The sequence below is a fragment of the Erythrobacter sp. genome (assembly GCF_023653175.1).
Classification (GTDB): Bacteria; Pseudomonadota; Alphaproteobacteria; order Sphingomonadales; family Sphingomonadaceae; genus Erythrobacter.
Genome location: NZ_JAMNXL010000115.1, coordinates 1 through 11,408, shown reverse-complemented (window position 1 = coordinate 11,408; position 11,408 = coordinate 1). Strand labels below are relative to the sequence as shown.

The 11,408-nt window shown below is 65.7% G+C and carries 15 protein-coding genes; 3 read left to right on the top strand and 12 right to left on the bottom strand.

The window, feature by feature from the left end; translation table 11 throughout:
* Positions 1-405 precede the first annotated feature (405 nt).
* The 12 genes from NBV68_RS12855 to NBV68_RS12800 all read right to left on the bottom strand — a co-directional run bounded on the left by NBV68_RS12855 (position 406) and on the right by NBV68_RS12800 (position 9,445).
* Positions 406-528: a hypothetical protein gene (locus NBV68_RS12855; protein WP_296310417.1), complete on the bottom strand. Its 123-nt coding sequence runs from the start codon at positions 526-528 to the stop codon at positions 406-408.
* The gene (gene tgt / locus NBV68_RS12850; RefSeq protein WP_296310416.1) at positions 525-1,661 is read right to left on the bottom strand and encodes a tRNA guanosine(34) transglycosylase Tgt; all 1,137 of its coding nucleotides are present in this window, start codon (positions 1,659-1,661) and stop codon (positions 525-527) included. Before tgt ends, NBV68_RS12855 begins: the two co-directional genes overlap by 4 nt.
* 130 nt (positions 1,662-1,791) lie before the next feature.
* Positions 1,792-2,349: a hypothetical protein gene (locus NBV68_RS12845; RefSeq protein ID WP_296310415.1), complete on the bottom strand. Its 558-nt coding sequence runs from the start codon at positions 2,347-2,349 to the stop codon at positions 1,792-1,794.
* Positions 2,350-2,561: 212 nt separating this feature from the next.
* The gene (locus NBV68_RS12840; RefSeq protein ID WP_296310413.1) at positions 2,562-3,140 is read right to left on the bottom strand and encodes a hypothetical protein; all 579 of its coding nucleotides are present in this window, start codon (positions 3,138-3,140) and stop codon (positions 2,562-2,564) included.
* Positions 3,141-3,299: 159 nt separating this feature from the next.
* Positions 3,300-4,067 carry an ABC transporter permease gene (locus NBV68_RS12835; RefSeq protein ID WP_296310412.1) on the bottom strand — a complete coding sequence of 256 codons (768 nt, stop codon included), beginning with the start codon at positions 4,065-4,067 and terminating at the stop codon, positions 3,300-3,302.
* Positions 4,067-5,008, bottom strand: a complete 942-nt coding sequence (locus NBV68_RS12830) for an ABC transporter ATP-binding protein (protein ID WP_296310411.1) — start codon at positions 5,006-5,008, stop codon at positions 4,067-4,069. Before NBV68_RS12830 ends, NBV68_RS12835 begins: the two co-directional genes overlap by 1 nt.
* A gap of 9 nt (positions 5,009-5,017) precedes the next feature.
* Positions 5,018-6,055 (bottom strand): tRNA preQ1(34) S-adenosylmethionine ribosyltransferase-isomerase QueA, encoded by a 1,038-nt coding sequence (gene queA, locus NBV68_RS12825; protein WP_296310410.1) that lies wholly within the window; start codon positions 6,053-6,055, stop codon positions 5,018-5,020.
* A 42-nt stretch (positions 6,056-6,097) separates the two neighbouring features.
* On the bottom strand, positions 6,098-6,829 hold the full coding sequence (locus tag NBV68_RS12820; protein ID WP_296310408.1) for a peptidylprolyl isomerase: 732 nt from the start codon (positions 6,827-6,829) through the stop codon (positions 6,098-6,100).
* 91 nt (positions 6,830-6,920) lie between these two features.
* Positions 6,921-7,433 (bottom strand): pantetheine-phosphate adenylyltransferase, encoded by a 513-nt coding sequence (gene coaD / locus NBV68_RS12815; RefSeq protein ID WP_296310407.1) that lies wholly within the window; start codon positions 7,431-7,433, stop codon positions 6,921-6,923.
* Between the two features lie 34 nt (positions 7,434-7,467).
* Entirely contained in the window at positions 7,468-8,232 is a 765-nt protein-coding gene (locus NBV68_RS12810; RefSeq protein WP_296310405.1) for an AIM24 family protein, read from the bottom strand.
* A gap of 24 nt (positions 8,233-8,256) precedes the next feature.
* Entirely contained in the window at positions 8,257-9,168 is a 912-nt protein-coding gene (locus NBV68_RS12805; protein WP_296310403.1) for a farnesyl diphosphate synthase, read from the bottom strand.
* Positions 9,169-9,172: 4 nt separating this feature from the next.
* Positions 9,173-9,445, bottom strand: coding sequence for an exodeoxyribonuclease VII small subunit (locus NBV68_RS12800; RefSeq protein ID WP_296310401.1), 273 nt, complete (start codon positions 9,443-9,445; stop codon positions 9,173-9,175).
* A gap of 84 nt (positions 9,446-9,529) precedes the next feature.
* Between NBV68_RS12800 and NBV68_RS12795 the strand changes: the two genes are divergently transcribed.
* From NBV68_RS12795 to NBV68_RS12785, 3 genes are all read left to right on the top strand, one after another.
* Positions 9,530-9,964, top strand: coding sequence for a DUF2177 family protein (locus tag NBV68_RS12795; protein WP_296310400.1), 435 nt, complete (start codon positions 9,530-9,532; stop codon positions 9,962-9,964).
* Between the two features lies 1 nt (position 9,965).
* Positions 9,966-10,640, top strand: coding sequence for a hypothetical protein (locus NBV68_RS12790; RefSeq protein WP_296310397.1), 675 nt, complete (start codon positions 9,966-9,968; stop codon positions 10,638-10,640).
* 30 nt (positions 10,641-10,670) lie between these two features.
* Positions 10,671-11,408 (top strand): AIR synthase related protein (locus tag NBV68_RS12785; RefSeq protein WP_296310395.1); only part of this gene is annotated, 738 nt, incomplete at its 3' end.

Here is an 11,408-nt window from a genome sequence, read left to right as displayed (position 1 = left end):
CGGGCATGGTCTGGCAGTCATCGGGCATGCGCACGCTTCGGTTATCCATGCGCGCCGTTTGGCGAAGGAATGCAGCGGTGTCGAGCCTTGTTGTACCCACTAGGACAAGGCGCGCCTGACGCGGACGCAAGAAAAAGCCGGGACGGTCGCGAACGACCACCCCGGCCCCATCAGATCGAACCAAATGCGATCAGCAGCAGCCGAGGCCGCAGCATACACCCAGCGCACAGCAAGCCTCAGCGATGGGCCCGGCACCGGCGGCAAAGGCAGCCGACGAGCTGAACAGCGCCATAGCGGCGGCAATTCTGGTAGCGATTTTCATGCGATGTCTCCTTATCCGACTTGCGGGCAGTCCGGGGTTTCCCCCGCAGCCTCGTGCGTCTTTCGCGAGAACGCCTCGACTGGTTACGTCACCCCCATGGCGTCGTCAAGAAACCGGCCGATGTCGGCCAGCATCGCAGCGCGCACCGCGCTCTTGCCCGGATCGTGCTGGAGGTCCGGATCCTTGCGCCAGAACGCCGAATTCAATCTTTGGTCTTAAGGTAGTCCGCCCGGAACTGTATGGTAAAGCTTGCGAAACTATCCCCGGCAATGGCATCGCGCATGCCCTGCATCAAGGCCTGATAGAAGCTGAGGTTGTGCTCGGTGACCAGCATCGCACCCAGCATCTCGCCCAACTTGACGAGGTGGTGGATGTAGGCGCGAGAATAGGTTGTGCAGACCGGGCACCCGCAACGTTCGTCGAGGGGCGCGGTGTCCTCGGCATGGCGCGCGTTCCTGAGGTTGAGCGGCCCGTTCCAGGTGAAGGCCTGTCCGTTGCGGCCCGAGCGCGTCGGCAGCACGCAATCGAACATGTCGATCCCGCGCTCGACCGCGCCGACGAGGTCGTCGGGCTTGCCCACGCCCATCAGGTAACGCGGCCGGTCGGCGGGGAGCATGTCCGGCGCATAGTCGAGCACGCCGAACATCGCCTCCTGCCCCTCGCCCACGGCAAGGCCGCCGACCGCATAGCCATCGAAACCAATATCGGTAAGCTTGTCGGCACTGATCCGGCGCAGGTCTTCATGCAGCGCGCCCTGCTGGATGCCGAACAGCGCGGCGCGGGCGGCGTGTTCCTCGCCGCTGTCGAAGCCCTCGCGGCTGCGCTTCGCCCAGCGCATCGAGAGCTCCATCGAGGTCGCGATCTCGTCCTTCGGGCGGTCGGCGCGGGGACATTCGTCGAAGGCCATCACGATGTCCGAGCCAAGCAGCCGCTGGATTTCCATACTGCGTTCCGGCGTGAGCATGTGCCGCGAGCCATCGAGGTGGCTGCGGAACTCCACGCCCTGCTCGGTCAGCTTGCGCAGCTCGCTGAGGCTCATCACCTGATAGCCGCCACTGTCGGTCAGGATCGGGCGCTGCCAGTTCATGAATCTGTGGAGCCCCCCGAGCCGCGCCACGCGCTCGGCGCCGGGGCGGAGCATCAGGTGGTAGGTGTTGCCGAGGATGATATCGGCGCCGGTCTGGCGCACGGCCTCGGGCTTCATCGCCTTGACCGTGGCGGCGGTGCCGACCGGCATGAAGGCGGGCGTGCGGATCTCGCCGCGCTGCATCCGGATGATGCCGGTGCGTGCCTTGCCGCTGGTGGCGTGGAGCGTGAAAGAGAAGCGGGGCGGGGTCATTGCGGCTGCGCCCCTAGCCGCCCTCGGCCTTGCTGTCACGTTCCGGCAAGAGAATCGGGGCAAGCAAAAGGGGCAGGGAGACGTGCCTCGTGCCCCCTGCCCCTTCGGTAGTCAGTTCAAGCGGTAAAGCTTAGAACTTGATGCCGACGCCCACGGTGCCGCGCAGCGTGTCGAACGCGATGGTGTCGACGTTGGCGCGCAGCACGAGGCTGCTGATCGGGAATTCGACGCCGACGCCGACGAGGTAGTCACCCGCGGTGGTGTCGAGATCGAAATCGTCCTCGTCGAAATCGGGATCATTGATCAGGTTGCCGGCGTCGATGTCGACCCACTGGTAACCGCCGCGGGCGTAGATCTTGCTGCCGCCCTGGGTCTTGAGACCGAAGCGACCCGACACGCCGTATTCCGCATCGATCGGGCCCGAGCCGAGGTTGGCGTTGCCTTCGACGCCGACAAACAGGGTTTCACCGAGCGGGAAGTCGACTGCGGCGAAGACGCCGTAGATCTCGCCGCTCTCGTCGATGTCGAAGTCTTCGAATTCGGCGTCATCGACGTCCACGGCAAGGTCATGGAGACCGACCTGCGCACCGATGGTGACTTCCGGCTTGGCGGCGTCCTGGGCCTGCGCGGCGGTCGGCAGGGCGATCGCGCCGAACGCTGCGATCGTCGTGATTGCGATCTTCTTCATTCTGATTTTCCTTTGCTTGAACCTGCCGCAGGGGGTGCGGCGGGTTGCCCGAGCAATTAGGAATCAGCCACTTGCTGCGCAATGAACGAACAGCAAAGTTTCTGTTCATGTCTGTTCATCAGCAGATTGTCTCCTACCAACAGCTGTTTCGTATCGACCGGGGGAGTCTGCCGGAGGGTCGATCGACCGACCCTCCGGACAGCTGGCATTGGTCAGAACTTGATGCCGACACCCACGGTCCCGCGCAGCGTGTCGAAGGCGATGGTATCGACATTGGCGCGTAGCACCACCGAGCTCACCGGCACTTCGACGCCGACGCCGACAAGGTAATCGCCGCCCACATCCATCACGTCGATGTCGTTTTCGTCGAGGAAATCCTCGTCCACGCCGGTCAGGTTGCCGAGGTCGAGATCGACCCACTGGTAACCGCCGCGGGCGTAGATTTTGCTGCCGCCTTCAGTCCTGAACCCGAGTCGGCCGGCAACGCCATATTCGGACTCGATCGGGCCGCTGCCGAAGTGGAAATTCCCCTCGACCCCGGCGAACAGGCTTTCGCCGAGCGGAACGTCGGCTGCGGCAAAGACGCCGTAGATTTCGGCGGTGTCGTCGATGTCGAAATCATCGAACTCGCCGTCGTCAGCATCGAAATCGCCGAGGTCGACGCCGAGGTCATGCATCCCGACCGAGGCACCGATGGTGATGTCGGCCTTGGTGGTGTCCTGCGCCTGAGCGGCGGCGGGGAGCGCCAGCGCGCCGGCAGCCGCGAGCGATGTGAAGAGGAGCTTCCTCATGTCTTATCTGTCCTTCGATTAATCGCCGCGGGAGGTGCGACGTTGGACAGGAGCTAGGAAGCGCGGATTGTCTGTGAAATGAACGAAGCTAGGTGTGGTCGTTAATGTCAGTCCGGTGGTGCATCATGTCAGGCCAGCGCAATGTTGGACTAACATAGATTACTCCCGCAGCCGCCATCCGGTGCGGAAGATCACCGCGATGATGATCGTGCAGACCGTCAGGAACCCCAGCGTCAGGCCGAGCGAGAGGCCGATGGGCACGTCGGACACGCCGTAGAAGGCATAGCGCAGCCCGCTCACCAGAAAGGCGATCGGATTGGCGAGCGCGACCGCGTCCCACGGCTGCGGCAGGTCGCGAATCGAGTAGAAGGTGCCGCCGAGGAAGGTCAGCGGGGTGAGGATCAGCATCGGGATGATGCCCAGCTTCTCGAAGCTGTCGGCCCAGATGCCGAGTATGAAGCCGAACAGCGCGAAGCTCGCCGCGACCAGCATGATGTAGAATGCCGCCAGCAGCGGGTAGGCGATCTCGTATTCGACGAAAAGCCGCGCGGTGGCGAGGATGATGGCGGCGAGGATCAACCCCTTGGTGGCCGCCGCCCCGACGAACCCCGCGAGCGTTTCGGCCACGCCCACGGGTGCGGAGAGCAGTTCATAGATCGTGCCGGTGAAGCGCGGCATGTAGATGCCGAAGCTCGCATTGGAGGTGGTCTCGCCGAGAATCGTGAGCATCAACAGGCCGGGGATGATGAAGGCCCCGTAGGGCACCCCGCCGACCGGCTCCATGCGCGCGCCGATCACGCTGCCGAACACCACGAAATAGAGCGAGGTGGTCAGCACCGGGGAAAGGATCGACTGGAAAGCGGTGCGGAAGGCGCGCGCCATCTCGCGCTGGTAGATGGCAAAGCCGCTGCGCGGATTGAAGTGCATCACGCGGCCTCCCTCTCGCCGAGCAGGCCGACGAAGATGTCCTCGAGCGAGCTGTCATGGATGTCGAGGCTGGTGAAGCCGATCCCGGCGCGGGTCAGCGCCTGGGCGAGCTGCGCGACTTCGGCGCGGCCCTTCCCCTCCCCGTTGCCGCCGCGATAGGTGAGGCGGGTGCCGCCCTCGGAAAGCGTAGCGCCGAAGCCCGCCAGCGACTCGGGCACCGACGCGAGCGGCGAGGCCAGCGCGATCACCGCTTCGGTGGTGCCGAGCCGCTCCATCATCGCGCGCTTCTCGTCGACCATGCGGATGCGCCCGCCCTGGATGATCCCGACGCGGTCGGCCATTCCCTCGGCTTCTTCGATATAGTGGGTGGTGAGGATGATGGTGACCCCGCGTTCTTTCAGCGCGGCGATCTGCTCCCACATGTCCTTGCGCAGTTCCACATCGACGCCCGCCGTCGGCTCGTCGAGGAACAGCAGTTCAGGATCATGCGCCAGCGCCTTGGCGATCAGCACGCGGCGTTTCATCCCGCCCGAAAGCGCGCGGATCTGCGCGTCCTTCTTGTCCCAGAGCGACAGGCTCTTGAGGATCTCCTCTATCCGCGCCGCATTGTATGGCTTTCCGAACAGCCCTTGCGAATAGGCGACCGCGCGCCACACGGTCTCGAACATGTCGGTGGCCAGTTCCTGCGGCACCAGCCCGATCCGCGCGCGGGCGCGGCGCCAGTCGCGCGCGAGATCATGACCGAAGGCGGTGATCGTCCCGCCCGTGGGCCGCACCAACCCGCACACCGCACCGATCAGCGTGGTCTTGCCCGCGCCGTTGGGCCCGAGCAGCGCGAAGATCTCGCCCGGATTGATGTCGAGATCGACATTGTCGAGCGCGCGCGGGCCGTTCCTGTAGGTCTTGGTCAGGCCGCGAATGGAGAGGATGGGTTCGCTCATGCGCTCCGGTTACGGGAGCAGCAGCGAGGAGTCACCATAGGAATAGAAGCGGTAGTCGGACGCGATCGCATGTTCGTAGGCCGCCACCATCCGCTCGCGCCCCATCAATGCGCTCACCAGCATCATCAGGGTCGATTTGGGCACGTGGAAATTGGTCATCAGCCCGTCGACCGCCTTGAGCCGGTAGCCCGGGGTGATGAAGATCGCCGTATCGCCTGCGAAGGGCCGGATCACGCCGTTCTCGTCGACCGCGCTCTCCAGCAGGCGCAGCGAGGTGGTGCCGACCGCGATGATCCGGCCCCCCGCGGCGCGCGCGGCGTTGAGCAGGTCGGCGGTCTCGGCGGAGATGCGGCCGAACTCGGCGTGCATCTGGTGGTCGTCGGTATCCTCGGCCTTTACAGGGAGGAAGGTGCCCGCCCCGACATGCAGCGTCAGCATCGCGCGCCCGATCCCGGCAGCGTCGATGGCCTCGACGAGCCGCGGGGTGAAGTGCAGCGAGGCCGTCGGCGCGGCAACAGCGCCTTCCTCGCGCGCGAACATGGTCTGGTAATCCGCGAGGTCGTGTTCATCCACCCCGCGCTTGGAGGCAATATAGGGCGGAAGCGGCATGGTGCCGGCGCGGGTCAGGAGGACTTCGACCGGCTCCTCGCCTTCGAACAACAGGGTCAGCGAGCCGTCCGCGTGACGCGCCTCGGCAAGGGCCGTGACGCCCCCGCCGAACACCAGTTGGTCGCCGATCTTCACTTTCTTGGCGTTGCGGATGAAGGCCTGCCAGCGGCGCAGATCGATCCGCTTGTGCAAGGTCGCGCCGATCTTCGCCTCGCCCCCGGCGCGGCGACCTTCGAGCTGGGCGGGGATGACGCGGGTGTCGTTGAAGACCAGCACGTCGCCGGGCGAGAGCAGCTGCGGCAGATCGCGCACACCGCGATCCTCGAACGGCGCATCACCCCCACGCACCACCAGCATCCGCGCTGCATCGCGCGGGCGCACCGGGCGCAGCGCGATGCGCTCGGGCGGAAGCTCGAAATCGAACAGGTCAACCTTCATGGGGCGCGCGCCTAGCGGGAAGGCGCGGGCGGCGGAAGGCCTTTACTTGCCCGAGCCAGCGTTCAGCATATCGAGGGTCACCGGCGCGTCATCGGTCGCCGGAGCGGGCGGCGGCGGGGCCTTGCCGTCGGCCGCGATCGAGGCCTGGACGATATAGGTCGGAGTCGCAGGCGGCTCGCCACGGACGATCGCGTCGACCGCTTCCATGTTCTCGATCACCCGGCCGAAATTGGTGTATTTCTTGTCGAGGCTGAAGCGCGGGTAGAAGACGATGAAGAACTGGCTGTTGGCGCTGTCCTCCTCGGCCGCGCGCGCCATCGAGAGCGTGCCGCGCACGTGGGGCATGGGATTGAATTCGGCCTTGAGATCGGGAAGCTCGCTGCCACCCTGCCCCGTGCCGGTCGGATCGCCGCCCTGGGCCATGAAGCCCTCGATCACGCGGTGGAACACCACCCCGTCGTAGAAGCCCGCACGGGTCAGGGTCTTGATGCGCTCGACATGGCCCGGGGCCCAGTCGGCCATCAGCCGCGCCTTGACGCGCTGGCCGTTCGACAGGTCGAGCACCCAGATGTTCTCGGGATCGACCGCGGGATCGTAATTGATCACGGCATAGCTGCGCGCGGCGGCGGGCACCTCGTCCTCGTCGGGCTTGTCGGTGTTCTCGCCGAAGGCCACCGGCGGGGTATCGTCCTTCGGCTGCTGCGCGTGAGCAGCGCCGGGGCTGGCAAGCAGCGCAATGGCGACAAGGGTAGAGGCAAGCGTGGCTTTGATCATGGTTCCATCCGGATTGTGACGGGCGTGTAGCCTCGCCGGACTGTCACTGCAATGAATGAAGGACATGCAGATGAGGGCGGCGCACCTGCGCTCAGGAATCGCCCTTCATCCCCTGCTCGCGCACGCGCGCCATCACGTCCTTGCACACCTCGAGGCTGACGAACTTGGCAATGTCGCCGCCATAGATCGCGATTTCCTTGACGAGCCGGCTGGCGATCGGCTGCAGCGCGACATCGGCCATCAGGAAGATAGTCTCGATCTGGTCATTGAGCTGCCGGTTCATGCCGGTGAGCTGGTATTCGTATTCGAAGTCGGTGACGCCGCGAATGCCGCGGATCACCACCGAGGCCCCTTGCGCCTCGGCAAAGTCCATCAGCAGGGCATTGAAGCCGACCACCTCAACATTGCCGAGACCAAGCGTCGCCACCTCGCGCTCGACCATCGCCATGCGCTCGGCATCGGTGAACATCGGGTTCTTCGCGATATTGGTGGTGACCCCGATGATCAGCCAGTCCACGAGATTGGACCCGCGCCGGATGATGTCGGCATGGCCCAATGTGATGGGATCGAAGGTTCCGGGATAGATCCCGACGCGGCGTGTCATCCTGTGTTCTCTCCCATTGTCCCGCGCGCAGCCTTCAGGCGATCCGCGACGAAGGCGTAACCCACACGCTACCCTGGCCCCGCAGCTTGTAGACAAAGCCCTCGCCCGAGCGCAGCGCGCTGCGCAGGCCCGACACCAGCGGGCCGATGCCCACATCGAGGCTGGCCGAATACATCAGCATGAAATCGCCATCGACCACGACTTCCTGCCCGTGCTTCACGGCGATCTCGTCGATCTCGTAAACCGGCACCGGGCTCTCGACCGCAAACACGCCGGCGCCGGTGATCTTGGGCTGGGCAAGGCCATTGCCCGAGAACAGTCCCTGGATCGAGGCGTGCATGTGGGTGGAGAGCGAAATCTCCGCCGCGCAGGCATAGAATGCCTTGTCGTCGAGCAGAAGCGCGTCCTGCGGCCCGTCCATGGTCGCGAGAATGAAATGGCGGCGCACCGGCTCGCACCAGATGGTGCCCGAGCCGCTGTAGCGGGTGGCATGGGCGCTCTCGCCGGTCGCGGCCGCCGCGGCGGCGCGGGCGAAGAAGCCCTTGTTGGCCTCGTGCTGGATGACGTCGACCTTGAGGTTGCCGTAGGAATATTGCAGCGCGCCCGGCTGGATCAGCACCGCGCCATTATTGAGCTCGATCTCGAGCTGGTGCACCTCGGTCGGCTCGGCAATATAGTGCAGCTGGCCCTCGACCCCGGTCGGGATGCCGCGCGCGACCATCTTCTTCTCGACATAGCGATGCACCCGCATCGTCACGCCGCCGCGGCTCTCTTCCTGAATGCACTGCCGGAACGCCATCGACCCTCTCCCCTGTGTTGCGAATTAACGATCGCGCTCGACGATGAAGCGGGCGAGCGCGCGCAGAACATCGGCTTCGCTGCCGTAGGAGGCGAGCCGCAGCACCGCCTGATCTACAAGCGCGCGCGCCTGTTCGCGGGCCTTGTCGATGCCCATCAGCGTGACGAAGGTCTGCTTGCCCTGGCTCTCGTCCTTGCGCAGCGCCTTGCCGGCCTTGTCGATATCGCCTTCGACATCGAGCAGATCGTCGGCGATCTGGAAGGCGAGCCCGATATCGCGGGCATAGGCGCGCAAATGCATGCGGGCCTCGGGCCGCACCTTGCCCAGGATCGCGCCCATCTCAACTGCGGCGGCCAGCAGCGCGCCGGTCTTCAATTGCTGGAGCCGGGTGATCGCCTGCAGATCGTAGACCACCCCTTCTTCGTCGGCGACCATGTCCATCATCTGGCCGCCCGCCATGCCGCTCATGCCGGATGCCTGCCCGAGGGTCAGGATCAGTTCGGACCGGGTGAAGGGGTCCTCGCTGGTGGAATCATCGGCGAGGATCTCGAAGGCAAGCGCGTGGAGCGCGTCGCCCGCCAGCACCGCGGTCGCCTCGTCATAGGCCTTGTGAAGGGTGGGCTTGCCGTGGCGCAGATCGTCATTGTCCATGCAGGGCAGATCATCGTGGATCAGCGAATAGACATGGATCGCCTCGATCGCCGCACCTGCGCGCAGGGCGGCATCGCGCGAGACGCCGAACAGCGCGGCGGTGCTGCAAACGAGCAGCGGGCGCACCCGCTTGCCCCCGCCGATCGCGGCATAGCGCATCGCCTCGACCAGACGCGCGCTGGTGTCATCGGGGACGGGCAGCAACGCGTCGAACAGCGAATCGATCTCGGACTGGACGCGGCGGATTTCCTCGGCCAGCAGGCTGCCGGTTGCCTCTACCAACATCGTCTCAGCCCTCCGTATCGAAAGGACGGGTGCCGGTCGCCCGGCCATCGGCGGCGGTCACGATCCGCTCGATCCGCGCCTGCGCCGCATCGAGACGCTGCTGGCACGCTGCTCGCAAGGCCTCGCCGCGTTCATAGAGGCTGATCGACTGGTCGAGCGGCACGTCGCCGCGCTCGAGCTGCTGCACGATCTGCTCGAGCGCGGCCAGCGCCTGCTCGAAACTCATGTCGGAAATGTCCGGCGCTGCCGCTGCCGGTGATGAAGTGCCCTCGTCCATGGCGCGGAGCATTGACGGGGCGCAGCGGTGCGGTCAAGGCTGCGCGCGGCGGGCCGGGATCAACAACACAGGATTATCGCTTTCATGCTGCTGAAGTGGATCATCGCCTACGGCGTTGCGGCCGTGGCCTTCCTTGCCTTCGACATCGTCTGGCTGCGCTGGGCGGCAGGCAATCTCTACAAGCCGGTGATCGGCGAGATCATGGCCGAGACCTTCAACGCCAAGGCTGCGGTGGCCTTCTATCTCATCTATATCGCCGGGATCTGCTGGTTCGCGATCCGCCCGGGTCTTGAAGGCGGCGGGGTGCAGGCGGCGATGCTCAACGGCATCCTGCTGGGCGCGCTGTGCTATGCGACCTTCGATCTGACCAGCCAGGCGGTGATGAAAGTGTGGGCGACGCACATCTCGGTGCTCGACATCCTGTGGGGCGCCTTCGTGACGGGCGCGGCGAGTGCGATCGCGTGCTGGGCGGTGCTGAAATTCGCCCCGGCCGCGCCGCTCGTGCCACCTGTCGGCTAACATGTTCATCGGCCACTTCGCCCCCGCTTTCGTCGCCGCCGCGGTCAGTCCCGAGCGGCCTCGGCTGGGGGCGATGTTCGTGGCCGCGCAGCTGGTCGACTGGGCGTTCTTCACCCTCGCCCTGTTCGGGATCGAGGCGATGCGCATCGACCCCAAGGCGAGCGTGATGGTGCCCTTCGATCTGCACCATATGCCCTATACCCACAGCCTGCTGGGCGCGGGCGTCTGGGCGGCGGCGTTTCTCGGCGTGGTCGCGATCTATCGCCGCAGCCTGCGCCTCGGCGTGCTGGCGGGGATGGTGGTGCTATCGCACTGGGTGCTCGATCTGCTGGTCCACGTCCCCGACCTGACGCTCGACGGGACGCCGCCCAAGCTGGGCTTCGGGCTGTGGAACATGCCGTGGGTGGCGATGCCGCTGGAGCTGGGGCTGACCTTCGGTGCCTTTGCCTTCTATCTTGCCCGCACCCGGGGGCCGGCAGGCCCTCCGCTGGTACTCGTGGCCGTGATGCTGGTGTTGCAGACGGTCAACTGGTTCGCCCCCCACCCTGCCGCCGCCGGGCCGTTCCTCTACATTCAGGCCCTTGTCGCCTTTGCGCTGCTGACGGTTCTGGCCGCGTGGGTCGGGGAGAATCGCTGGTTCCGCCGACGCGGCGGCTTGGCGACGTCGGCATGGTGATCTAGGGGGCCTCGCCAAGGAGTCCCGCTCATGACCGCCATCACCCCCGAAATCGTCGAACAGCACGGCCTGTCCCCTGAGGAATATGCGCGTGTCCTTTCCGCGCTGGGCCGCGAGCCCAATCTGGTGGAGCTCGGCATCTTCTCGGTGATGTGGTCGGAGCACTGCTCCTACAAGTCCTCGCGGATCCACCTGAAGAAGCTCCCCACCGAGGCCCCCTGGGTGATCTGCGGCCCGGGCGAGAATGCCGGCGTGATCGACATCGGGGACAATCAGGCGGCGATCTTCAAGATGGAGAGCCACAACCACCCGAGCTACATCGAGCCCTATCAGGGCGCGGCGACCGGCGTGGGCGGCATCCTGCGCGATGTCTTCACCATGGGCGCCCGGCCGATGGCGAACGCCAACGCGCTGCGCTTCGGGCGGCCTGAGCACCCGAAGATGAAGCACCTCGTGCAGGGCGTGGTCGCGGGGATCGGCGGCTATGGAAATTGCGTGGGCGTGCCGACCGTGGCGGGCGAAACCAATTTCCACCCGGCCTATGACGGCAACATCCTTGTGAACGCGATGACCGTCGGCGTCGCCGATCAGGACAAGATCTTTTACAGCGCCGCGACCGGGCTCGGCAATCCGATCGTCTATGTCGGCAGCAAGACCGGGCGCGACGGGATTCACGGCGCTACCATGGCGTCGGCGGACTTCGGCGAGGATGCCGAGGCCAAGCGGCCCACGGTGCAGGTCGGCGATCCCTTCACCGAAAAGCTGCTG